This window comes from Macrococcus bovicus (assembly GCF_004359575.1).
GTDB lineage: Bacteria > Bacillota > Bacilli > Staphylococcales > Staphylococcaceae > Macrococcus > Macrococcus bovicus.
Window position 1 is genome coordinate 18,809 of record NZ_SCWF01000005.1, and the last position, 23,838, is coordinate 42,646.

Consider the following 23,838-nt stretch of genomic DNA (forward strand, 5'->3'; position numbering starts at 1 on the left):
CGTTTTACCTCCTTAATGGTAAATGGTTGTTTTTAGTTGAAGAAATCGATTGATCCTTCTTTTAATGTAACGATAGCTTTTCTTCTTTTGTTTGTGTAGCCAGTGTAGCGACCTACACGTTTCTTTTTCGCTTTGTAGTTCATCACGTTTACTTTATCAACTTTGACGTTGAAGATTTCTTCAATCGCAATTTTGATCTGAGTTTTGTTAGCGCGAGTGTCTACATCGAATGTGTACTTCTCATCAGCCATCTGCTCAGATGAACGTTCAGTGATTACGGGGCGCTTAATGATATCGCGAGCTTCCATTAACCGAGCACCTCCTCTACTTTTTGAACTGCTGCTTGAGTCATCACTACTTGGTTAGCATGAACGATATCTAAAACGTTCAGGCCAGCTGCAGTTACAACTGTTACGCCAGGGATGTTACGAGCTGATAAGAACACGTTGATGTCTTCAGCATCAATAACGAAAAGTACTTTTTTAGGTAATTCAAGTGTTGTTGTCATTGACTTGAATTCTTTTGTTTTTGGTGCGTTGAATGTTAATGCATCAAGTACTGTGAATTCGTTGTCTCTTACTTTAGCTGATAATGCTGAACGAAGCGCTAAACGGCGCATTTTCTTAGGCATTTTGTAAGAGTAGCTTCTTGGTGTTGGTCCGAATACGATACCACCACCACGCCATTGTGGCGCACGGATTGTACCTTGACGAGCACGGCCAGTCCCTTTTTGTTTCCAAGGTTTACGTCCACCACCGCGTACTGCTGAACGGTTTTTCACTGAGTGGGTACCTTGACGAAGTGAAGCACGTTGAAGATTGATTGCTTCGAATAATACATGTTGATTAGGTTCGATACCGAATACGTTGTCGTTTAATTCGATTGAACCTGCTTTAGATCCATCTACTTTTAATACATCATAATTAGCCATTATGTTATGTCCTCCTTTCAGCTATTATTTATTGCCTTTTTTGATTGAAGTCTGGATTTTAACTAATCCTTTTTTAGGTCCTGGCACATTACCTTTAACTAAGATAACGTTGTTTTCAACATCAACTTTAACGATTTCTAAGTTTTGCATTGTAACAGTATTACCGCCCATACGGCCTGGTAATGCTTTACCTTTAAATACTTTAGAAGCGTCGGATGCCATACCCATTGAACCTGGGCGTCTGTGGTAACGAGAACCGTGACTCATTGGTCCACGTGACTGTCCGTGGCGTTTGATTGCGCCTTGGAAACCTTTACCTTTTGAAGTTCCTGTCACGTCAACGATGTCACCTGCTTGGAATGCATCCACAGTGACTTCTTGACCTACTTCGTATTCAGAAGCATCTACGTTTCTGAATTCACGAATGAAGCGCTTAGGCGCTGTGCCTGCTTTTTTAGCATGGCCTTCAGCTGGCTTAGTTGCATATTTATTAGACTTACGGTCTTTTTTATATGCTTGTTTGTCTTCGAAACCGATCTGGATTGATGAATAACCATCAACTTCTTCAGTTTTCTTTTGTAATACAACGTTTTGGGCTGCTTCTACTACAGTTACTGGAATTAACTCACCGTTTTCAGCGAATACTTGAGTCATTCCCACTTTTCTTCCTAAGATTCCTTTGGTCATCGAAAGTCGCACCTCCTACTTTAAATTATAATTTGATTTCGATGTCTACGCCTGATGGTAAGTTTAAGCCCATAAGAGCATCAACTGTTTTAGGTGTAGGGTTAACAATGTCGATAAGACGTTTGTGTGTGCGTTGCTCAAATTGCTCACGTGAGTCTTTGTATTTGTGCACGGCACGGATGATTGTATAAACTGTTTTTTCAGTTGGTAACGGAATCGGACCAGATACTTCAGCACCTGAACGTTTCGCTACTTCTACAATCTTCTCAGCTGATTGATCGATCACGCGGTGATCATAAGCTTTCAAACGAATACGAATTTTTTGTTTTGCCATTATTTTACCTCCTCTTGATATCGTCTATTTTGGTTTGATAGACTTCTCCACGAAAATTGTCTCACACATCGCCATGGCAAAGCGGCCGGGTGTGTCAGTAACCTTTCGCTTCATCGCTTTTAAAAGTCCAACAGTAGATATAATACAGGACTTTGCTATAAAATTCAACACTTTACACTAAAAATGTTGAATTTATTTTCAAACCGTATTTTTATATTCTACCGATTATGTGTGGCGGGTGCAAGTCTTTATGATTAAGGATTTTCGTGAAAGAGCGTATAATAGAAGTATCTTCCATTAGAAAGGGTAACTATGGATGGAAGAGGAGAAATAAGGAGGTTATTAAATGAAAAGTTCATTTCGTATTGTATTTTTAGTGCTAGGCATTATCGCATTGATGCGTGAAGCATTCTTTGGTCTGCCGGTCATCGGTGGATCCTACGTATTATCGCTCGCCTGGGCACCGCTCGGCACAAGTATTCTGATTTATGGCATCATGCTTGCGGTGATGCTTGCGGACCGCTACGGGCGCTCTAAAGAGCTCTTATGGGTGCCGCTGATAGGAATGGTCTTCAGCATCATTGCTGTCGTTCCATTTGTTGCGATGGTGCTGCACTGGGTGATGACCCTTATTCTGATCTACTTCATCATTCGTGTGATGACATTGCCGAACCAAGTCGGTAACACGCATGTCTATTACGGTGGCGATACCGACAAAACCGTTAATAGAAGACAATATTAAAATAAATCGACTCTCCTTCATAAAGGAGAGTCGATTTTTTGTCGTATGTTAGTTGGTGTGAAAGTTATGAGCGATATTTACTGTTTATCGCTCATAACGCTGCTGATGCTCCCTTTTCACTTGAGTTATGAGCGATATTTTACGTTTATCGCTCATAACGCCGCTGATACTCCCTTTTCACTTGAGTTATGAGCGATATTTTACGTTTATCGCTCATAACGCCGCTAGTACCCCTCTTCCACTTGAGTTATGAGCGATATTTTACGTTTGTCGCTCATAACTTACCCTTTCATACACATAACTACATAAAAAAAGAATGGCCGCAGCCATTCCTATGAATGTTGTACAAAGATGAAATAAAGGACGAAGACAACAAAGAGCACATACATAATAGGATGAATCTCTTTTCTTCTGCCGGCCATTATCATGGTAATCGGATAGAAGATAAAGCCACATGCGATACCTGTCGCAATCGAATAGGTCAGCGGCATCATGATCATAGTCAGAAATGCCGGCACAGCAATCTCAAAGCGCTCCCACTCAATCTTGCTTAAGTTGGAGACCATGAGTACCCCGACGATGACAAGCGCCGGTGCGGTTACTGCACTGGTCACGACAGCCATCAGCGGAGAGAAGAATAATGCCAACGCAAAGCAGAGAGCTGTCACCACGCTCGCAAAGCCGGTACGTGCACCGACTGCTACACCTGCTGATGATTCAATATAAGAAGTCGTTGTTGACGTACCGAAGACTGCACCAGTCATTGTAGCGAGTGAGTCTGCGAATAACGCACGGCCTGCACGAGGCAGTTTGTTATCTTTAACGAATCCTGCCTGGTTCGCTACAGCAACTAATGTACCTGCTGTATCAAAGAAATCGATGAAAAGGAAGGTCAGAACGACGGCAACGAAATGCCATGTCAATAACTGCCCCGGATTCTGAAATGCTTCGAATGCTTTACCGAATGTCGGTTCAACACTTGGAATCTGGCTGACGATCTGTTTCGGTGGGTCAATCAGGCCGAACACCATACCGAAGATAGCCGTCAGTACCATACCGATAAAGATACTGCCTGGTACTTTACGCGCCATCAGAATGACCGTGATGACGATACCGCCTACTGCAAGCAAGACATGCGGGTCATGAATATTACCGATAGTCACCAAAGTCGCTTTGCTCGGTGCGACAATACCTGCTCCTTTGAGTCCGACAAAGGTGATAAAGAGCCCGATTCCTGCAGAGACCGCCATCTTCAGCTCAAACGGTATCGCATTGATAATCGTTTCGCGCCAGCCACTCATTGTTAACAGTGCAAAGATCACCCCTGAGAAAAGCACGCCTGTCAGACCGATCTGCCAAGGAATGCCGTAAGTCAGAACAACCGTGAACGCGAAGAATGCATTCAGTCCCATACCCGGTGCGAGTGCAATCGGATAATTAGCGATCAGTCCCATAAAGAGGCAGCCGACAATTGATGCAAGTATCGTCGCAACGAAGACGGCTCCTGCATCCATGCGCATGGCATCCGGCAGGTCAGGTACGTCTTTCAGCGATAACATCGCCGGATTGACAGCCAGTATGTAAGCCATGGATAAGAAAGTGGTCAGTCCGCCGAGTATCTCGCGTTTATAGTTTGTGCCGAGTTCATCGAATTTAAAATAATTCTTCATAATAACTCCTTACGCTCTTTTTTTAAAATACTTGTATATTCTATTACGTGATTCATTAAAAAGCAATAATAAATCGAACATTCATAACAAAAATTTCATTTTTGTTCGTAATTAACCTCCCTAAAAAAAGACTGCCCTTCTAGGCAGTCTTATAATTTAAGTCCTTTTAAGGCATCCGCGAACGGATTATTGACGGGTTCTTCTTTTTGCGTATATTTCTTGATATCGTTCCGAGACACTTTTCCTGTTTTCTTGGCGCTGAATCTTTTATCCATCTGTTCCTGGGTCTCATGGAAACCGCATGTACAGCTGTACATGGCTTTCGGCCCTTTACCATGCAACGTCAGCTTTTTCTTACAGTTCGGACAGCGCGCATTCGTCTTACGCTGGACATTTTTCTTCGTCTTACACTGCGGATCCTGACACACCAGCATTTTCGCATTTTTCGTCTTGATCTCCAGCATAAACTTTCCGCAAGTCGGACATTCTGTTGACGTCAGATTGTCGTGCTTAAATTTATCTTCACTGTCCTTGATCTCCTGGATCAGCTGTTCCGTGAATGTTCTCATCTCACTGATGAACGCTTTGCGGTTATATTTGCCCTGTTCAATCAGCATCAGTTTATGCTCCCACTCTGCTGTCAGTTCAGGTGATTTCAGTTCAGCAGGTGCCAGTTCCAGCAGCTGTTTCCCTTTATTCGTGACACGCAGTTTGCCGTCAATGGACTCAATCGCATTGAGATTATAGAGTTTCTCAATAATATCCGCTCTTGTCGCAACGGTACCGATGCCCCCTGTCTCTTTCAATGTGGAACGGCTTTCCTTAGCCAGCTTGAAGATGGCAGCCGGGTTTTCCATCGCTTTCAGCAGCGTACCTTCATTGAAGTAAGGCGGCGGTGCTGTTTCACCGTATGTTTTCGTTAGTTTTGCGTTTAACCGCTCACCTTTTCTGAATGCCAGCGCATCTTTTTCAGTCAGCTGTTCATAGAGGGCTCTGAAACCGAGTTCGAGCGGCCGTTCATGTTTCGCTGTGAAGACTGTGTCACCGATTGTCACTTTGATGGTCTGCAGCTCATAACGATAAGGCTTCAGCAGGACACTCAGAAAGCGTTCAGCAATCAGTTCATATATATGACGTTCACGGAGCGTCAGGTCATCCAGCCGCGCCTTCACTTCTGTCGGTACAATCGCATGGTGATCGGACACTTTCGCATCATCGATAAAATGTTTGCTGCCTCTAATCTGTGTCTTGATCAGATCCACAACGACCGGTCTGAACTGTGTACCACTGAGTGCGGCGACGCGGTCACGAAGTGTCGGCACCATATCTTCTGTCAGATAGTTCGCATCCGTTCTTGGATAAGTGACCAGTTTATGACTTTCATATAAGTTCTGCATCGTACTCAGCGTCTCTTTGGCGGAGTATTTGTAGCGCTTATAAGCTTCCTGCTGCAGTGAAGTCAGATCATACAGTTTATCCGGATATTTCTTCTTCTCCTGGCTCTCAACAGCGTTCACGACCGCTTCCTGGCCCTGCAGTCCCTGCAGCAGCTGATCAATCTCTCTCTCATCAAAAATCTGATGTGGCCCGCTGAACTTCGTGCCATTGATAACGGCTTCAAGGCCGTAGAATTGACGCGCCTTGAACTGATTGATCTCATCCTGACGCAGCTTGACCATCTGTAAGGTCGGTGTCTGGACGCGGCCTGTTGACAGCTGGGCATCATATTTCGTTGTCAGTGCACGCGTGGCATTGATGCCGACAATCCAGTCCGCTTCACTTCGTGCCAAAGCTGCATCATACAGCCCTTGATACTTTCGGCCGTCTTTCAAATGATTGAAGCCCTCTTTAATCGCCTTATCAGTGACCGAGCTGATCCAGAGGCGTTTAACGGGCTTCTCTCCTTTACACTTCTCCAGGATCAGCCGCGCTACAAGTTCCCCTTCACGGCCGGCATCTGTGGCGATGATGATCTCACTCACGTCACTGCGCTCTATCTGATGTTTGACTGTATTGAACTGCTTACGCGTCTTACCGATGACGACGGTCTTCATATATTTAGGCAGGATCGGCAATGCATTTAAGTCCCATGTCTTATACTGACTGTCGTATTGTTCCGGGTCTGCATTCGTGACCAAATGACCCAGGGCCCACGTCACGATATAACGGTTGTTCTCCATATAGCCTTCTTTTTTCTGATTACAGCCGAGGACACGTGCAATATCACGTGCGACAGACGGCTTCTCAGCAAGTACGACTGATTTCATGTTATCATTCCTTCTCGTAAAGTCATTGCATCATTATAGCATTCTTTCAGTTGAGTTCGCATCTTAAGTACTGTATGCTATTTGAAAATAAGGAGGTTTTCTGCATGCTGTTTCCTGAATCAATCCGAACACTTGTCTGCTCTGATTTTGATGAAACTTACTTCGCACATGACCGCAACCATGCACAAGACGTCAAAGCGCTGACGACTTATCTGAACAAAGAACGCCATATGCTGTTCGGTATTGTCTCCGCCAGTACACTCGATATGATTAAAGGCTGTCTCGATGAAATGAAGATGGAATACCCTCACTTTATCGCCTGCAATTCCGGCACGGAACTTTACTATTATAAAGACGGTGTTGAAATCTATGATCAAGCTTATGAATTGATGATGCTGCGTCAAGGATTCACCAAGATGACGATACTGGATGTCGAGAAGGCTCTGGCAGCGCATGATATTCAGCTGATGGTACAAGAACCTTTCATACATGCGCCGTTTTCACGTAATTATTATTACCGCGAAACAACGCCGCAAGAAGACGAACGCCGCTTCAGACAGATTCGTGCCGCTGCAGAAGAACAGCGTTTAATCGTCAACATCAGCAAATGCAATCCATTGATCGGCGACCCTGCCGACTGCTATGACGTCGACTTCTTCCCGGCAAGTGCGGGTAAAGATGCAGTCGTCCGCTATCTTATCGGGAAATATGATATCGACTTTGACGAGACCTACGCATTCGGTGACAGCGGCAATGATATTAAGATGCTAAATGCAGTCAAACATGGGTATTTAGTCAGTAATGCAACAGCGGAAGCGAAAAAAAGACATCTCAAGCATGCGGACTTCCCATATAATAAAGGCATCCTCTCTATTCTTGAAGCAAGGAGCGAGTCAAATGGATATTAAGAAGACGGCTCAGTCCATTCATGCATTGAACCAGGCACCTGAACATCGGGTCGGCTACCTCCCCCGGTCTAGCGATGCAATTGAAACACTGCTCAGCACTCTGTCCGATGATCAGATCATCATGAATGATCAGACCTTTATCGGTTTGATCAAAGAAGATGACTCAGCGAAAGTACTCGGTCCGCTGACCACTGATTTCAATCTTCATACAATTTATGAGATGTGGCGCACTTTAACCAGCCGGCATCCCGACATAAAGACCTATGAATTCTATATAGCAGAGCGCTACCAGTTCGGTCAGCAGGCCATGAAATCCTTGAAAACCCAGTACCTGGGCACGCAGTACACGATGACAGCAGAACGATTGACTGATGAGATAGACACCCGTCAAGTCATCAAATACAGCCCGATCTATAAGAAAAGTTTCTGTGAGCTGCTCAAAAGTCTGTATGTGGATGTCTCCGCCAAGAAAAAAGAGATTCTGGACGCTCTGGATGACCACTACGAACTTTTCCTGCTGCTCAGCGAAGGCATCGTTAAAGGCTATGTCATCCTGGAAGTGAATGACCACGCCGTCTGCTATATCGACCATGTCGAAACCCATAAACATTATCGTCAGCAAGGCATCGGCCATAAACTCGTGGCATATGCGGCAGAGCATGCCTTCAGCGAGCACCAGGCGACAGCTATCCAGCTGGTCGTCGAAGATAAGCGCAAACGCACCATTGAATTCTATGAGAAGCTTGGTTTTCAGAAGACCGAGGAAATGCATCACTTTAAATATACGACCATTTAACACGGCGAACTTTCAGGTTGCCGTGTTTTAATTTGAATGTTTTACAAAAACAATGAAGGGAATGAAAAAACTAGCAGCATAGTAAAGGAGCTTTCAATGGATATACTAATTGCATTATTACCCGCTCTCCTCTGGGGAAGCGTTGTACTCATCAATGTTAAAGTCGGCGGCTCGCCTTATGAGCAGATTATGGGAACGGTTATCGGCGCTTTTCTGATCGGTATCAGTGTCTATCTTTTCGTTCAGCCGGCCCTGAGCTGGAAGATACTGCTGGTCGGGGTCGTATCCGGCGCTTTCTGGGCGCTCGGTCAAGGTAACCAGTTAAAGAGTGTGGAAATGATCGGGGTTTCCCGTACTATGCCCATCTCTACCGGAATGCAGCTTGTCGGCACGACTTTGATCTCTGTTCTCTTCTTCCATGAATGGCGGAGTACAACCGCTGTCATACTCGGCCTTACAGCGCTCCTCTTACTTGTCGGGGGTGTCATACTCACTTCATTGAAAGGCGATCAGGAGAACGATAAAAGTCAGAATAACTTTGCTAAAGCCATCCCTGTCCTCCTGATTTCGAGTGTGGGTTACATCACTTATGTGGTCATCGGCCAGTTCTTCGGTGTTGAAGGGTGGCAAGCCTTATTCCCGCAGGCTATCGGTATGATAATCGGCGGCTTTCTGTTAAGTTTCAAGCATCGCCCTGGACAGAAAGCAGTGATGAAGAACATTGTACCGGGCGTTGTCTGGGCGCTGGGTAATATGGCGATGTTCTACTCTCAGCCACGCGTAGGTGTCGCAACCAGCTTTTCATTCTCCCAGATGCTCGTGGTTGTTTCAACACTCGGCGGAATCTTCTTCTTAAAAGAAAGCAAGACGAAGAAGCAGTACATCGGCATCGCAATCGGTATTATCCTGATTATTGCCGCCGCCTTTTTACTGGGTTATACAAAGAATTAAGGAGGAGGAACATTCATGTATCCTGATTTAAAAGACAAAGTGGTGGTCATCACAGGTGCTTCAAGCGGAATCGGTAAAGCGATGGCAGAAGAATTCGGCAAAAACGGTGCGAAAGTGGTCGTCAACTATCGTTCCAGCGCAGAAGAAGCAGAACAGGTCGCAGAGACTGTGCGAAATAATGGTGGTCAGGCCGTGATCAAAAAGGCAGATGTCTCAAAAGAAGAAGAGATTCTTGCGCTTATTCAGACAGCTATTGACGAATTCGGCAGCCTGGATATCATGATCAATAATGCCGGCACTGAAAAAGCGGTGCCGACTGTTGAAATGACTGCCGAAGAATTCAAGCGTGTCATGGACATCAACTTGACAGGTGCTTTCATCGGCAGCCGTGAAGCTGCCAAATACTTCATCGCTCATCACATCAAAGGCACTATCATTAATATCTCAAGTGTCCATGACATCATCCCTTGGCCGAATTACGTCAATTATGCCGCCAGTAAAGGGGGCATGAAGATGATGATGGAAACCATGAGCATGGAATTTGCGCCTGCAGGTATCCGCGTCAACAATATCTCACCAGGTGCCATCATGTCTGCCCATACGCGTGATAAATTCACTGATCCTGAGACACTCGCTCAGACGGAGAAGATGATTCCGATGGGCATGATCGGCCAGCCGGAGCAAGTCGCAACAGTGGCAACGTTCCTTGCCAGCCAGAATGCCAGCTACATCACCGGTGAAACTATCTACGTTGATGGTGGTATGACAAAATATCCGTCGTTTATGGGCGGGAAAGGCTAATATATGAAAAACGCACTGAATTTCAACATTCAGTGCGTTTTTTGTTATGATAGATGAAAATAACGAGGTGTAACCATGAACGAATTTATCAAACTCCCTAGAACACTCGCCCTTATCGGCATCATGATCCAGACTCTTATCTTCCTCTGTACGATAGCCATCTATCTGCTCGCCGATCAGTCCGTCGTACAGGAATTTCTCAGCGCAAGAACGGACCATGTCACTGAAGCAACGACCGCTTTAAAAGAAGTTCTGCTGCCCTTCAGCATCATCCTTTTCATCCCGTTACTGCTTAATCTGCTCGGCATCCTCTACATGAAGCGCTATATTCTTGCAAGTGCCATCATGCTGATTCTGTCAGGGCTTATGATGCTCTATACAGTGATCCTGCCCATTCTGCTTGTCACTGCCGGCACCATGCTCATCACGCGTCACCGCTACTATAACCGCAACGAAAAATATCAGACCCCTTATTGAGAGGAAGTGGCCAGCACTTCCTCCGGCACCCAGCCGACTACGCCGTTACGCTTGATTAGAGCATAGCCTGTATATCGACTGATCAATTTCACCTGTTCACCCGCATTCACATCCATAAAATAATCGGTGTAATCATCTTTTAAGAAGTGCTGCCCGTCTCTCTCTTTAATCCATTCGGTCTTGACCATCAGCTGCACACCACTTGATAGATGTTCGGCAAACGTAAAGTATTCATCGCCTTCAAATATCTTGACCGCATAATCCGGGAATGTAAATGTATGGGGTTCCTGATAGCTCACTTCAAAGTCCTGGATGACCAGTACTTCCGGATGATGGTCAACAGAGGCCGTGCAGAGCGTGCCATCCGCTTCTATTATCAGCGCATTCAGCTGGCCACTCTCTTTAACCTGGTTGCCTCCATCAAGCGCTATCACCCGACGTTCTTCGTTGATTTTGACTGCATGGCTATACAGGCCGTCCTCCACAAAGTTCGCTGCCGGATAGTGCCCGACGATGACTGTCTTCGGACACTGATGCGTCTGCACATAGAACTCGGGCATCGTCAGTGCGACTTCTCTTGGCGTCTCAAGATAATACGCTTCAACGCCCGCATGAACAAATAAATAATCTTCGGTCTCGATCGCAGTCGGCAGCTGGCTGAACCACTGCCGGTCGTCTCCGTACTGAGCGAGTACCGCCTGAACGAAGTCCTGCTGCGTCGGATAATCGTTGAGCGTCGTGCCGGTCTCCTTCAGAAATTCATGTGCCACTGTATACCGGTCGTTCATATAGGCATACAGCCACTCCTCTTCCAGTTCATCGAAGAAGCGGTCACAGTTGCCTTCAATGACATGGACATTGGCCGACTCGGATAATGCTCTGATATACTGCATCGTCCCTAAACTATCCGGTCCTTTATCCAAGATATCTCCGTTGATGATCAGCATATCTTCATCTGTCCACTTCACGTCATGAAGCAGTGCTTTAAAGAGTGAAAGTTCACCGTGAATATCTGAGATAACGATAGTTCTTTTCCCTCGGATGGACAGACGGCCTAATTTATCCTTCAGTTTCATCGGCAGACCTCACTGAACTGTGCTTTCACCGCTTCTTTCAAGTCAGCAGGCTTCAGTTTCATCTGCGTGCCGCGCTGGCCCGCACTGACAATCATATAGTCCAGCGGGGCCGCTGACTGATCGATGAAGGTCGGTGCCGGTTTCTTCATGCCGACAGGCGAACAGCCGCCGCGCACGTAACCTGTCTTCGGCTGCAGCTCCTTCAGCGGCAGCATTTCAAGTTTCTTGACGCCCGCCGCCTGTGCCGCTTTTTTCATATCCAGTTCGCCTGCCACAGGAATCACATAGACAAACAAGTCTGCTCCGGCATGTGTCACCAATGTCTTAAATACAACCGCAGGGTCTTCACCAATCTGTGCAGCGACACTGACGCCGTCAACCGCTTCCTCACTGTTGTAATGGATGATGTCATACGCCAACTTCAGCTGATCCAGCTTGCGGATGGCATTCGTTTTCAGTTTTTTCGTCATTTCAATCCCACCTCTTTCAAGTCTTCTTCATTATAGCTTATAATGGTTATACACTAGAAATAAAGGAGATCATCATGAATTTAAATGATCAGCTTACCGAACTTAAACATGAATATGTCCGCATTCAAGGTGATATTGAGAAAGTGCAGTCAACCGGCCGTACTGCGGATCAAATGGAGGAACGCTTAATTGAACTCGAACATGAAATCAGACAGATCCGCGAACAGCTCGACGCCTGAACTTAAATCATTCTTCTCCGTATTGATGGCTATACAGTTTTTCATCTATTTCGGCTTCAGTATCGTTATCCCTGTTATCCCTGCTCTCGTCAAGGATATGGGCCTGAATGCCTTTCATATGGGCTTATTGCTCTCTATTTATTCAATTGCCTCTTTTATCGCGGCACCGTTCTGGGGCCAGCTGTCCGATAAAATAGGACGTAAGAAGATTCTGCTCATCGGTCTGACAGGCTTCACGCTCAGCTTTCTGACGTTCGGTCTCTTCATCGATAATCTGCCGATGCTCTATATCTCGCGTATTATCGGCGGTCTGTTCTCAGGTGCCTGCTTCAGTACGACGACAAGTATTGTGGCCGATGTGACGACTTCAGAAGAACGAAACCGTTATATGGGCCTGATGGGTATGATGATCGGCTTCGGTTTTATTTTCGGACCTGCAGTCGGGGGTCTGCTGGCAGGTTATTCTTACCAGCTGCCTTATTTCGTCACTTCTGCCATTCTGCTGGCTATTATAGGGGCAGTCGCTGCAAAATTGCCTGAGACTCACTTCCATGAGACAGGAAAACAGTCAGGCGGCAAACTGAACTACACAGCGCCTATCCTCATTCTGCTGATCAGCACTTTTATTGTGACTTTGACGATGAGCGGGATGGAAAGTTCATTTCAATTACTTGAGATTGAACGTATCGACATCACTCCGACGCAGATGGGCATCCTGTTCATGATCGGCGGCCTGGTCAATGCGTTGCTGCAAGGCGGTTTTCTGCGTAAAGTGAAGCATGGCCAGGAGAGAAAGATCATGGTAATCGGTCAGATTGTGACAATGATTGCGTTTGTCATGCTGCCTTTCACCATGAATATCTACTACGCCGGCATCTGTCTGGTCCTTCTCATGTCAGGCAATGCATTAGTGCGTACGTTGCTCACTTCCACACTGACAAAGTCGACATCGTCACAGAATATGGGTAAGCTGACAGGCGTCAGCTATTCCCTCGATAGCCTCGGCCGTATTATCGGACCGCTATTATTCACCGGGCTCTTATCATACAGCTTGAGTCTGCCGTTCTTCATCGGCGCAGTCACAAGTCTAATCGCGCTTATTTTAATCGCTTTATACTTCTCGAAAGGAAAAACAGCATGATTCTATTACTGACACTCTTCATTGTCATCTACTTACTTATCGCTTTTTTAAGCATCTATTTCTACAACATACAACTGACCCATATCGGACGCATGATATTCGGTGCTGCCCTTATCGTCTTCGCTGCTGGCATGCTGATCGGTCAGAGCGGCTCGCTATGGGTCATCCTGCTGGTCGCAGCACTTGTCATCAATATAGAGATCACTGCCTTCAAGTTTAAGCTCAATGATCTGAAAGCCCTGCAGATTCTGCATATTTTCACTGCGATGCTTGCAGTGATGGTAATTGTGACTGCATTTATGCTATAAAAAAACGGTTAGTCTGATAGACTAACCGTTCCTTATTATCTGACGACTGTTTCAGTCGTCATTTTTTTTCGTCTGTTTTTCAGTTTCATCAGCAGTTCATATACAACAGGGACTACTATCAGGGTCAGGATAGTAGATGATACGAGACCACCGATCACGGTCACGCCGAGTGATTTACTGATCAGTACCGATCCGTCACCGCCGAAGAGAAGAGGCGACAAGGCACCTACAGTCGCCAGTGCTGTCATCAGAATCGGTCTGACACGAGTAGAGGCTGCTTCAAGTAACGCCTCTCGTGTTGACAGACCGCTTGCCTCCATATGGATGACACGGTCAATCAGCACAATCGCATTCGTTACAACGATACCGATCAACATCAGCACCCCGATCATAGATGGGACTGACAAAGTCTCACCTGAGAGCAGCAGTCCGGCGATCACACCGGTAATCGTAAATGGTAATGAGAAAAGGATGGCAAGTGGTGCCAGACCACCTCTGAATGTCAGCACAAGAATCAGATAGACGATACCGATGGCTGCAAGCATCGCAAGTCCCAGTTGAGAGAAGCTTTCGCCGATATCTTCATTTGTCCCGCCGACGTTGATTTTGATATTATCCGGTTTATCGATCTTGCTGATTGCCTGAGTGACATCCGCTGTTGTTTTACCGACGTCATCAGCCTTAATCTTGCCATCTACCGTTGCAGCAACGTCACCATCTTTGCGCAGGATTGTATCTGATGATTGGCCCTTCTTAATTTCAGCGACACTGCTGAGTTTGATCTCACGGCCAAGCGGCGATGTCAGTTTGGTGTTCTCAAGCTTTGACTCCGTCCACTTTGTGTCCTGGTCTTTCGTCAGAATGACATCTGCTGACTGACCTGGCTTGCCGACTTTCGTTACGACCGTCTCAGGTGAACGCTGGTTCAGTGCAAGAGCCACCTGTCCTGCCGTCAGACCGCTTTCAGCCAGTTTGTTCTGGTCGACCTTAATCGTATATTCTTCGTAACTGCTTGCAAGCGAGGAATCTACATTGGATAATGTTTTCTGTTCCTTCATCACATCTTCAACTTCTTTTACCGTTTCACGGATAGCATCTGTCGTCGGACCGACAACAGAGACAGATACCGTATTAGAAGTACCGCCTGTCGCAAAGTCCTGGTTCTTCCATGACCCCGGATGCTTGAAGGTTGCGATTTTATTCAGTACTTTCTCCGCTTCATCATCCCAGTTCGGTGTATCTTTATCATATTCCACCATCATCGCCATATCGTTAGAAGCGACCGGACTGAACGGATTCTTGCCGCCTACTGAATACTGAATATTGGAGACGTTCTTATTTTTAGCGAGTTCTTGCTGTACCTCGTCAGCATGGGCCACCACTTCTTCTTCTGTTTCACCTGGTTCCGGTTTATAAGTTAAGGCCAGTAGCTTATCTTCACCCGTAGAGATGAATGAGGTTCCGACAAGGGGTGTCAGCATCAAACTGCCGGCCAGTAATAAGGTGCTTAAAATACCGACCGTCCACTTATGGTTCAGTGCCCATTCCAGAATGTTGCGATAGAAGTGAGCAATACGACCCGGCTTCTCATCATGATGTCCTTTTATGCCGTTGCGGAAGAAGATATGACCGAGCATCGGCACGATAGTAATCGCGATCAAGAGTGACGCAAGAAGTGCAAAGACAACAGTCAATGCGAACGGCCGGAAAAGTTCACCGATTGACCCGGATACCAGTCCAAGCGGCAGGAATACTGCGATTGTTACCATGGTAGAGGACATGATAGGCATAAACATCTCTTTCGTCGCATCGGCAATTAATGCTGCGCCCCGCAGAGGTTCTGTCTTACTCGACATTCTGCGGAAGATATTCTCAATAACAACGATTGAGTCATCGATTACCCGACCGATTGCCACTGTCATCGCCCCGAGCGTCATGATGTTCAATGTCACACCTAACTGCTTCAGAATCAGCAGGGCAATCAGAATCGACATTGGAATAGAGACGACCGCAATAAACGTTGAGCGGATATTCCGTAAGAAGATCAGAATCATGATAACCGCGAAAATAGCGCCGATCACCGCTTTTTCCACCATCGTCTTAACTGAATCCTGGATAGGTTTAGCCTGATCCATAAGCAACAGTGCGTTGACATCTTTGTTTTCTTTGACGTAGTCATCTACTACTTTTTTGACGTCATTGGCCACGTTGACTGTATTGGCATTGTCCGTTTTCACGAGCTGAATGCTTAAAGAATCCTTGCCGTTCGTTTTTGAAATAGATTCACGGCTCTCCACATTTTTGATGGTGGCGATATCCCCTAACTTCACAGTCGGGATTTTCGCGTTTTTCATCTGTTCAGCCATTGCTTTCTGAGCTTCAGGTGACAGCTGGGCCTGGGCACCGGCACCTTGAGGCGCCTGAGGACTTTGTCCTGCCTGGGCACCGGCACCTTGAGGCGCCTGCGAACCTGTTACAGGCACCTTGAGTGATTTAAGGGCATCGACAGAGGTGAACTGACCATCTACTACGATAGATTTCAAGTCATTGCCGAATGTATAGAGACCGAGCGGCGCATTTGCTGTCGCCCCTTTGATGAACTGAAGGACTGATTCCTCGGTCAGCCCCTTTTTCTTCATCTCGTCTACATCGAACTGAAGTTCAACCTGCTCAACCTGCTGACCGGAGAACGACACGCTTGAGACACCTTCTATCCCTTCGATTTCAGGGATTAAATCGTCCTTGATTTTTTCTGTCAGACCTTTCATATCATTCTTGTCATTCGAAAACGAATAACTGATGATCGGGAATGTGTACATTGAGATTTGATCGATACTTGTCTCCTGAACTTCTTCAGGCAGATCCAGTGAATCAATCGCTTCCTGAACTTTCTTTTCTGCTTTGTCCATATCAGTACCAAAATCATACTGTAAGGTTATGGCTGAAGCATTCTGCATCGACTGACTGGAAACAGTGTCGACACCTTCCATACTCTTGACTTTCTTTTCTATCGGATCGGTTACATTCTCAAGTACTGCCTCTGGTGTTGCACCAGGGTAAGGGGTTATGACTGTAAGAACGGGAGAAGAAATACTCGGCAGCATCTCCTCTTTCATCGTCATCGCCGAGTAAACACCTGCCGCTGCAACAAGTAAAGTCATCAGCCATAATGCCAGTTTATTATGCAACGAAAAATCAATTATTTTCTTTATCACAACTTGCCTCCTAAAAAGATTGTCTTACTAAGTAATATAACTTAAACGTATAGAGTTTACTAATAATAAAACCAGAATTCTCCACTCTTTTATTTAAGGCAGTCTGACCTGATTTCAGTTTTCCTTATTTTTGTTTTTCAACTACAATAAAGAGTGGAGGGATTCTATGCAAAAAGTTCTGATGCTTCTTTCAATCCTGATGCACTTCGTCTTCATCGCCGGCTATTTCATCAACAGCGGCATTATCTTCTTCACCAGTTATTTCTGGATGCTGTTCAGTCTTATCTCGATATTTATCGGATTGCGTTATTACTTCAGTAAAATGAATCTGACTGAAAAAGATCTGATGTATCGCATTCTGTCGATTATTTTGACGTTAACAGCTTTTGTCAGTCTGCTTTTTCTGATATATATCACGTTTATCAATCCCTATCTTTATCTCGATATAAAATAATAAAGTCTTATCCAGCTGGATAAGACTTTTATCTATTTACGGCCTATTTTACGCTTCAGATTCAATACTCGTGGTTTTACCTGCTCCACCAGCTGGTACACATATGGATTCAGAATATAATCGAATTCTCCGACTTTGGCGCTGAGTCTCGTGCCCCACATTTTCTTGAACTGCCAGAGACCGAAGTATTCAGAGCTTTTATCCGGATGATTACTTGTCCCGCCGAAATCATAAGTTTTCGCGCCTCTTTCACGTGCTATCTGCATCATGGTCAGCTGCATATTGTAGTTCGGCAGATAGTCACGGTACTCGTTGCTGGACGCCCCGTACAGGTAATATGCTTTATGACCGGCGAACGTCAGGATAGCGCCTGACAGCACTTTACCTTCCGGACTGGTTTTCTCCATTTCAGTCAGTTCTTCAATCTGTTTCTCAAGTTTCGCCATCTGGACATCCAGATCCTTCAGCTGATTCTCAACCTTCTGATTCTTCTCTTTTGTCAGTAGTCGTTCTTTTTTCTCCTGACGAACTGCCAGTTCTTCTCGTAACTTCGGCAGGACGTGACCGGGTACCAGCTTTACAAGCACCAGCTCTGCATCACCATCTGGATTCAGCGCATCATAGATATTTTCAAAATAAGACACATCACGTGTCAGGAAACCATCTCTTGAACCCGTCTCCTGCATTAAATCTGCGAATGTCTGCAGCTCATCACGCCCCGCAATATAGGCTTCTGTCCCTTTTTTCTGACTCAGTTTCACCCGCGAGCGGTTGTTGCGCTCAAAACTCTTGATCAGGTCCTCGTCACTTTGATCGATGTTAGTGATCATCGTCATACGCGGCTGAATATAATGTTTACTCAAGCCATCTTCGAAACCTTTATGCTTAAAGCCGATGGACTCCATATACTCCACGAGATCCGGCACTGCTGTCACTTCAATATCCGGGTCGATCTTGATGGAATATGCACGTTCGCGACGCGCGACCTCAATCGCCTGCTTTAACAGGGCTTCAACAACTTCGTGGTCACGATAGTCACAGACAAAGCCTCGTGAAATATAGCAGAGCGTATACGGCATTCTTGGCACTTTCTTGAATAACAGCTGTGCGACACCCACTGTTTCATTATTCCGGCTGACTGAAATACGTTGACTGTACCAGCCGGCCGACTTTTTCACCTCTGCCCATTTAGATAATTGCAGCAGGTCTCCATAAGGATGGGTTTTGACAAATTCATCGTGCTCTTTATCACTGATTGTGCTCAATTCGATCATTAATTGTTTCTTCCTTTCAGTATCAAGCATGTTCATTTTTATTCTGTTATAATAGCACTATCCTAAAGAAAAGAGGCTACTATGTTTAGAAATATCTTTCTTGCAGTTATTGCACTTCTGAACTTGATTTTTATTGTCATCATTCAGGGACACCAGTCCGTTGACCGAATTGATTTAAATATCATTGTCGCGGCACTGGGAGCGATTATCAGCATTCTCTTTCTCATCGTCAGAAAAAGCCGACTCAACTTTACGTTCGCTATTATAACACTTTTAATTGTAGCCTTTCATGTTTCACTTATCATCCTGCATATTTATCAGTATGTTTATGCCTGAAAATGATAGGTTGCACCGTGTACTTCTATAGAAGGATGATCGATGCCCGCTATGGTAATGGCTTCAATGCTTTCTCTATCACCTTCCATTAACGTAAAAGTCGGACCATCCGGTATCAGCAGCTGATTATCATCATACTTTGCATTAAACCAGTCTGTCCAGTTTTGGATGAACTGGTCTTTATTTTGCGTCATCAAGGTCATATTGACGACACGAAGCGGCTGAAACCATGGCGCCAGCTGCTCGCGTCTGACTTCATCACTTTCTCCCCACTGAATGAAGAAAGGCAGCTCTCTATCCGTTCTGTCGTCATCAATATAAAGCAGCTGCCAGCTGATGACTTGTCCGTCTGGTTGCGTGCGGGACATCTTACTCGGACCGATTGTCGCCAGGCCGCAAGAAATGAAGTGATCATTCAGCGCTTCAATATCGTCCGTCCGAAAACATAGTCGCTGCCAGCCTTCCTCATAACCTGTTCTCTCTAATGTTGCTGCAAAACTGAGCCGCTGCTCATCTGTTGCAGCTTTCTCCAGCAAGTCTCTATCAAAAACATCAATGAACTCGATATAACTCAAATCTGTGTAGCTCAGATAATTATAGGTTCCAAGCTGCTCATGTCTGCCTCCCTTATGCAGATCAAGGAGCTCATCGGGAAACTCAAATGAATCAAGCCCGTCTATATAATGAATAATATGATCCCACTGTAATTTCATCTCTTTCACCTCAAAACTATTGTAAGGAAGAAAACAAAAGAAAACACCTGAAAAGGTGTTTTCTGATGAAAAAATACTTATTTACGGAATTTACCGATATTTTTTGCAAACCCTGCTGTGACATCTTTTACATCTTTTGTTGCCTTGACAGTAACCTTGCCGTCCTTCATATCAGAATCAAGATCGTCACTTGTCTGATCAGCAAATGTTTCTACTAAATGGTCGGGTGCAGCAAATTTCAGGATATAAGTGCCTTCATTAACAGTTACTTTATAGTGACCCTCTTTATCTGTTTTAACTGTTTTAACCCATTGACCATTCTGATACACGTCAACTTTTACATCTGATAATTTGCGGTCAGGTCTATCATATTTACCATTACTGTTCTGATCAAAGAAGACATATCCGCTTATAGCATGTTGAACCACTGGCGCTTCTGTTGTCGGCGCTTCCGTCGTCGGTACGTCAGCTTGTTCAGTAATCACTGTCGGCAGTAATTTATAAGCATTGAAACTATACGTCACCACACCTTCAATACGGTCATAAGTAGCACCGATGTCGAGTGGTTGTGTGGTTTTAACAAGGAAAGTATAACCCACTGCATCTGTCACTGTGTATTCATTATATGTGTTGACTGATTCTACTTTCACTTTTTCAATCGCAATATATTCCGCTTCTGTCTCTTCACCGATTTGATCGAGTGCTGTAACAGTAGGTTGAACTACTTTTTGTCCCGTCACTTTCACATCTTCTGTTTCCAGTTAATTTCAGTTCTGCTACAGTGCCCGTTGTCTCGCTGGCGCCGTTAACAAAGTTGACAAGTGAATAGGTTGATAAATCCACTGCTGCTGACGTCGGATTATAGATTTCGACGGCTTTATTGTAGCCTGAACCCTCTATGTATTCTGAAATAATTAATGTCCTCGCTGCCTGTACCCGTTGTCCTGAAAATGACAGAACCAGCGACAGTACTATCATGATGGATAAAAGTGCTTTGAAAGTTGATTTCATCCCGTTACTCCTCTTCATGTGATTAAATATCTTATCAGTTTAACAACTGAATATGGAGTCAATATGTAGATAATGTAAACATATTATTAAATATGTAAAAGACCCTCTTTTTGCATCTGCAAAAGAGGGTCTTTGCTCTATGATAAACGGTAGACACGTGCTTCATAAGGTTGTAATTGAATACTATTGCTTGTCTTACTATCAAAGCCGTAGTCATAGTTAGCGATGATTAACTGCTCGGAATTGAATTCAATATTTTCAGAGTCATCAAGTTCGACTTTCTGATTATCCAGATTACCGATGACCAGAATTCTCTCATCTTCCAGCGTTCTAGTATAGGCGAAGACAGTTTCATGTTCTGGATAGACAAGGTCAAATGTGCCGTACGTCATAACCAGGTTTTCTTTTTTGAACCGGATGAGTTTTTTATAAAATTTAAGAATCGAATCCTCACGTTCAAGCTGGTGTGCAACGTTTAAATAAGGATAATTCGGATTGACCTTCATCCAAGGATGTCCAGTTGTAAACCCTGCGTTGTCCGTTGCATCCCATTGCATCGGTGTACGTGAATTATCGCGGCTGATACGCTGGAGCATCTCAATCACTTCTTCTTTAGAAGCACCGTTGATCAGTTCGTTGTTATAGATGTTCTTGGCGTGAACATCATCAAATTCCGTAATATCTTTAAAAGGATAGTTCGTCATGCCGATTTCCTGCCCCTGGTAGATGAATGGTGTCCCTTGCAGCAGCATATAGACTGTCGCATGACTGGTTGAGCTTTCGTACCAGTGATCTTTGTCATCTGCCCAAGTCGAAGGAACACGCGGGCGGTCATGGTTTTCAATGAAAAGTGCATTCCAGCCTTTATTCTCAAGGCCTTTCTGCCAATTAGCCAGTATTTTCTTATAGCCCGGAATATCGAAGCCTGTGCCGATATTATGGTCCCAGAGATTTAAATGCTCAAACTGGAAGACCATGTTGAACTTGCCTTCTTTTTCACCGACCCAGACATCTGCATCTTCAGTCGTCACCCCATTTGCTTCACCGACCGTCATAATATCATATTTAGAGAACGTCTTTTCCTTCAGCTCTTCTAAATACTTGTGAATACCCGGCTGATTCATATGCGCTTCAAATGAATCGACATAGTTCAGCTGATCGGGATTCGGCAGATCGCCTTTGTCAAATGATTTTTTAATGTGACTGATTGCATCCACCCGGAAGCCGTCGATACCTTTATCAAGCCACCAGTTCACCATATTGTAGATGGTTTCACGCATCTCTTTATTTTCCCAGTTCAGATCCGGCTGTTTCCGGCTGAAGACATGCATGAAATACTGATCTGTCGTCACATCATACTCCCACGCAGAACCTTCAAAGATGCTGGCCCAGTTATTCGGTTCCTTGCCCTCTTTAGCGTCCTGCCAGATATACCAGTCACGCTTCGGATTGTCTTTTGAAATACGTGACTCAATGAACCAAGGATGCTCATCACTTGTATGATTGATGACGAGATCCATGATCAGTTTCATACCGCGTGAATGCACCTCAAGAAGCAAGCGGTCGAAATCTTCCATTGTACCGAAATCACGCATGATAGCCTGATAGTCACTGATATCATAGCCATTATCGTCATTCGGCGACTTATAGATCGGGCTGACCCAGATCACATCAATTCCTAAATCCTGCAGATAATCCAGTTTCTCCGTTATACCGTTAATATCACCAATACCATCACCATTTGAATCCTTAAAACTCCGCGGATACACTTGATAGCATACCGCTTCTTTCCACCAGATCCGTTCCATTTTGTTATATCCTCCTGTATTCAGCCATAAAGAAAGCCATTAACATTCATGCATGTTAACAGCTTTTCACTCTCATTTCAAACATTAAACTTGTGCTGCCTGACGTCTCCGGTCTTCAGCTGCTGAACGAATACGCTCGCCTGTCTCAGCATCGAAGAAATGGGCTTTGTTCATATCAATCGCGAGACGGATGATGTCTCCCGGCTGATAGTCATTACGAGCATCCAGTTTAGAGATGAATTCCTGGTCTTCAAACGTGCTGTAAACCATGACTTCTGAACCATGGAGCTCACTGACGGTCACCTTCGTCTCGAAGGAAGTACCTTCTGATGACTGAATGAAGACAGGTTCATCATGAATATCTTCCGGACGAATACCGAACTTGACCGGCTTGTTTTTATAGCCTTTTGCTTCCAACGTACGCAGCGTGCTTTCGGGTACATCGAATGAATACTCACCGATATGCAGCTGATTATCCTGCAGCTGAGCTGAGAAGATATTCATAGGCGGTGAACCGATGAATTCTGCGACAAAGATATTTTCCGGGAAATCATAGACTTCTTTTGGCGTCCCGACTTGCATGATATCTCCTTTGTTGAGGACGACAATGCGTGTCGCCATCGTCAGCGCTTCTGTCTGGTCATGCGTCACGTAAATCGTCGTTGTCTGCAGACGATGGTGCAGCTTAGAAATTTCGGCACGCATCTGTACCCGCAGTTTCGCATCGAGGTTTGACAGCGGTTCATCCATCAAGAAGACTTTTGCTTCACGGACAATCGCCCGGCCTAATGCCACACGCTGACGCTGACCGCCCGACAATGCTTTCGGCTTACGGTTCAAGTATTCTGTCAGACCGAGTATCTCCGCTGCTTCATGGACGCGTGTTTTGATTTCTTCCTTCGGCATTTTGCGTAATTTAAGACCGAATGCCATATTATCAAATACAGTCATATGCGGATAAAGGGCATAGTTCTGGAAGACCATTGCGATATCGCGGTTCTTCGGCGGTACATCATTCATACGGACGCCGTCTATTAACAGGTCGCCTCCCGTGATATCTTCGAGGCCTGCAATCATCCGCAACGTTGTTGATTTACCGCAGCCGGACGGGCCGACAAAGACGATAAATTCTTTATCCTGAATGTGTAAATTAAAATCTTTGACGACCGTATTGCCGCCCTCATATGTCTTCTGGATATGATCCAGTTTAAGTTCTGCCATTTAACTTC

At 45.1% G+C, this 23,838-nt stretch carries 26 protein-coding genes; 11 read left to right on the plus strand and 15 right to left on the minus strand.

Features of this window, described 5'->3' with window-relative positions:
* Nucleotides 1–32 precede the first annotated feature (32 nt).
* The 4 genes from rplW to rpsJ are packed head-to-tail and all read right to left on the minus strand — an operon-like array spanning nucleotide 33 to nucleotide 1,952.
* Nucleotides 33–308 carry a 50S ribosomal protein L23 gene (gene rplW, locus ERX55_RS06000; RefSeq protein ID WP_133431425.1) on the minus strand — a complete coding sequence of 92 codons (276 nt, stop codon included), beginning with the start codon at nucleotides 306–308 and terminating at the stop codon, nucleotides 33–35.
* Nucleotides 308–931, minus strand: coding sequence for a 50S ribosomal protein L4 (gene rplD, locus ERX55_RS06005; protein WP_133451664.1), 624 nt, complete (start codon nucleotides 929–931; stop codon nucleotides 308–310). The genes rplW and rplD overlap by 1 nt, the downstream gene beginning before the upstream one ends.
* A gap of 24 nt (nucleotides 932–955) precedes the next feature.
* Nucleotides 956–1,618 carry a 50S ribosomal protein L3 gene (rplC, locus tag ERX55_RS06010; protein ID WP_133451665.1) on the minus strand — a complete coding sequence of 221 codons (663 nt, stop codon included), beginning with the start codon at nucleotides 1,616–1,618 and terminating at the stop codon, nucleotides 956–958.
* 25 nt (nucleotides 1,619–1,643) lie between these two features.
* Nucleotides 1,644–1,952, minus strand: a complete 309-nt coding sequence (gene rpsJ / locus ERX55_RS06015; protein WP_133417834.1) for a 30S ribosomal protein S10 — start codon at nucleotides 1,950–1,952, stop codon at nucleotides 1,644–1,646.
* A gap of 346 nt (nucleotides 1,953–2,298) precedes the next feature.
* On the opposite strand from rpsJ, the gene ERX55_RS06020 reads away from it, so the two are divergent.
* Complete coding sequence (locus ERX55_RS06020) at nucleotides 2,299–2,694, plus strand: hypothetical protein (RefSeq protein WP_133451666.1); 396 nt, start codon at nucleotides 2,299–2,301, stop codon at nucleotides 2,692–2,694.
* Nucleotides 2,695–3,026: 332 nt separating this feature from the next.
* Here the strand turns inward: ERX55_RS06020 and ERX55_RS06025 are convergent, their stop codons facing one another.
* Together ERX55_RS06025 and ERX55_RS06030 are read right to left on the minus strand one after the other, a co-directional pair.
* Nucleotides 3,027–4,364, minus strand: a complete 1,338-nt coding sequence (locus ERX55_RS06025; protein ID WP_133451667.1) for an NCS2 family permease — start codon at nucleotides 4,362–4,364, stop codon at nucleotides 3,027–3,029.
* A gap of 149 nt (nucleotides 4,365–4,513) precedes the next feature.
* Complete coding sequence (locus ERX55_RS06030; protein ID WP_133451668.1) at nucleotides 4,514–6,631, minus strand: DNA topoisomerase III; 2,118 nt, start codon at nucleotides 6,629–6,631, stop codon at nucleotides 4,514–4,516.
* 104 nt (nucleotides 6,632–6,735) lie between these two features.
* Between ERX55_RS06030 and ERX55_RS06035 the strand changes: the two genes are divergently transcribed.
* From ERX55_RS06035 to ERX55_RS06055, 5 genes are all read left to right on the plus strand, one after another.
* On the plus strand, nucleotides 6,736–7,539 hold the full coding sequence (locus ERX55_RS06035) for an HAD-IIB family hydrolase (protein ID WP_165983722.1): 804 nt from the start codon (nucleotides 6,736–6,738) through the stop codon (nucleotides 7,537–7,539).
* Complete coding sequence (locus tag ERX55_RS06040) at nucleotides 7,529–8,335, plus strand: GNAT family N-acetyltransferase (RefSeq protein ID WP_165983723.1); 807 nt, start codon at nucleotides 7,529–7,531, stop codon at nucleotides 8,333–8,335. Before ERX55_RS06035 ends, ERX55_RS06040 begins: the two co-directional genes overlap by 11 nt.
* Before the next feature lie 96 nt (nucleotides 8,336–8,431).
* Nucleotides 8,432–9,286: a GRP family sugar transporter gene (locus tag ERX55_RS06045; protein ID WP_133451671.1), complete on the plus strand. Its 855-nt coding sequence runs from the start codon at nucleotides 8,432–8,434 to the stop codon at nucleotides 9,284–9,286.
* A gap of 15 nt (nucleotides 9,287–9,301) precedes the next feature.
* Nucleotides 9,302–10,087 carry a glucose 1-dehydrogenase gene (locus ERX55_RS06050; RefSeq protein WP_133451672.1) on the plus strand — a complete coding sequence of 262 codons (786 nt, stop codon included), beginning with the start codon at nucleotides 9,302–9,304 and terminating at the stop codon, nucleotides 10,085–10,087.
* A 75-nt stretch (nucleotides 10,088–10,162) separates the two neighbouring features.
* Nucleotides 10,163–10,564 carry a DUF4064 domain-containing protein gene (locus ERX55_RS06055; protein WP_133451673.1) on the plus strand — a complete coding sequence of 134 codons (402 nt, stop codon included), beginning with the start codon at nucleotides 10,163–10,165 and terminating at the stop codon, nucleotides 10,562–10,564.
* Here the strand turns inward: ERX55_RS06055 and ERX55_RS06060 are convergent.
* Together ERX55_RS06060 and ybaK are read right to left on the minus strand one after the other, a co-directional pair.
* A complete protein-coding gene (locus tag ERX55_RS06060) occupies nucleotides 10,558–11,640 on the minus strand; it encodes a metallophosphoesterase (RefSeq protein ID WP_133451674.1) in 1,083 nt (360 codons plus the stop codon). The two genes, ERX55_RS06055 and ERX55_RS06060, sit on opposite strands and share 7 nt — an antisense overlap.
* Nucleotides 11,637–12,110, minus strand: a complete 474-nt coding sequence (gene ybaK / locus ERX55_RS06065; protein WP_133451675.1) for a Cys-tRNA(Pro) deacylase — start codon at nucleotides 12,108–12,110, stop codon at nucleotides 11,637–11,639. The genes ERX55_RS06060 and ybaK overlap by 4 nt, the downstream gene beginning before the upstream one ends.
* 74 nt (nucleotides 12,111–12,184) lie before the next feature.
* Here ybaK and ERX55_RS11405 point away from each other — a divergent pair, with 74 nt between their 5' ends.
* Genes ERX55_RS11405 through ERX55_RS06075 form a run of 3 tightly spaced genes read left to right on the plus strand, consistent with a single transcriptional unit; the run spans nucleotide 12,185 to nucleotide 13,798 of the window.
* Complete coding sequence (locus ERX55_RS11405; protein WP_165983724.1) at nucleotides 12,185–12,349, plus strand: SE1832 family protein; 165 nt, start codon at nucleotides 12,185–12,187, stop codon at nucleotides 12,347–12,349.
* Nucleotides 12,300–13,490 carry an MFS transporter gene (locus ERX55_RS06070; protein WP_243721467.1) on the plus strand — a complete coding sequence of 397 codons (1,191 nt, stop codon included), beginning with the start codon at nucleotides 12,300–12,302 and terminating at the stop codon, nucleotides 13,488–13,490. The genes ERX55_RS11405 and ERX55_RS06070 overlap by 50 nt, the downstream gene beginning before the upstream one ends.
* Nucleotides 13,487–13,798, plus strand: a complete 312-nt coding sequence (locus ERX55_RS06075) for a hypothetical protein (RefSeq protein ID WP_133451677.1) — start codon at nucleotides 13,487–13,489, stop codon at nucleotides 13,796–13,798. The genes ERX55_RS06070 and ERX55_RS06075 overlap by 4 nt, the downstream gene beginning before the upstream one ends.
* A gap of 35 nt (nucleotides 13,799–13,833) precedes the next feature.
* On the opposite strand, the gene ERX55_RS06080 is transcribed toward ERX55_RS06075, so the two are convergent.
* Entirely contained in the window at nucleotides 13,834–17,013 is a 3,180-nt protein-coding gene (locus ERX55_RS06080; RefSeq protein WP_133451678.1) for an efflux RND transporter permease subunit, read from the minus strand.
* Nucleotides 17,014–17,179: 166 nt separating this feature from the next.
* On the opposite strand from ERX55_RS06080, the gene ERX55_RS06085 reads away from it, so the two are divergent.
* The gene (locus ERX55_RS06085; protein WP_133451679.1) at nucleotides 17,180–17,467 is read left to right on the plus strand and encodes a hypothetical protein; all 288 of its coding nucleotides are present in this window, start codon (nucleotides 17,180–17,182) and stop codon (nucleotides 17,465–17,467) included.
* Nucleotides 17,468–17,499: 32 nt separating this feature from the next.
* Here ERX55_RS06085 and ERX55_RS06090 read toward each other — a convergent pair whose 3' ends face one another.
* A complete protein-coding gene (locus ERX55_RS06090) occupies nucleotides 17,500–18,738 on the minus strand; it encodes a lipid II:glycine glycyltransferase FemX (RefSeq protein ID WP_133451774.1) in 1,239 nt (412 codons plus the stop codon).
* Between the two features lie 84 nt (nucleotides 18,739–18,822).
* Between ERX55_RS06090 and ERX55_RS06095 the strand changes: the two genes are divergently transcribed.
* The gene (locus ERX55_RS06095; protein ID WP_133451680.1) at nucleotides 18,823–19,077 is read left to right on the plus strand and encodes a hypothetical protein; all 255 of its coding nucleotides are present in this window, start codon (nucleotides 18,823–18,825) and stop codon (nucleotides 19,075–19,077) included.
* Here ERX55_RS06095 and ERX55_RS06100 read toward each other — a convergent pair.
* From ERX55_RS06100 to ERX55_RS06120, 5 genes are all read right to left on the minus strand, one after another.
* The gene (locus tag ERX55_RS06100) at nucleotides 19,068–19,790 is read right to left on the minus strand and encodes a VOC family protein (RefSeq protein WP_133451681.1); all 723 of its coding nucleotides are present in this window, start codon (nucleotides 19,788–19,790) and stop codon (nucleotides 19,068–19,070) included. The two genes, ERX55_RS06095 and ERX55_RS06100, sit on opposite strands and share 10 nt — an antisense overlap.
* A 77-nt stretch (nucleotides 19,791–19,867) precedes the next feature.
* Nucleotides 19,868–20,530 carry an SdrD B-like domain-containing protein gene (locus ERX55_RS06105; RefSeq protein ID WP_165983725.1) on the minus strand — a complete coding sequence of 221 codons (663 nt, stop codon included), beginning with the start codon at nucleotides 20,528–20,530 and terminating at the stop codon, nucleotides 19,868–19,870.
* Nucleotides 20,475–20,801: a lamin tail domain-containing protein gene (locus ERX55_RS06110; protein ID WP_208001508.1), complete on the minus strand. Its 327-nt coding sequence runs from the start codon at nucleotides 20,799–20,801 to the stop codon at nucleotides 20,475–20,477. Before ERX55_RS06110 ends, ERX55_RS06105 begins: the two co-directional genes overlap by 56 nt.
* Nucleotides 20,802–20,938: 137 nt before the next feature.
* Entirely contained in the window at nucleotides 20,939–22,609 is a 1,671-nt protein-coding gene (locus ERX55_RS06115; protein ID WP_133451683.1) for a glycoside hydrolase family 13 protein, read from the minus strand.
* An 84-nt stretch (nucleotides 22,610–22,693) separates the two neighbouring features.
* Nucleotides 22,694–23,830: an ABC transporter ATP-binding protein gene (locus ERX55_RS06120; RefSeq protein WP_133451684.1), complete on the minus strand. Its 1,137-nt coding sequence runs from the start codon at nucleotides 23,828–23,830 to the stop codon at nucleotides 22,694–22,696.
* Nucleotides 23,831–23,838 lie beyond the last annotated feature (8 nt).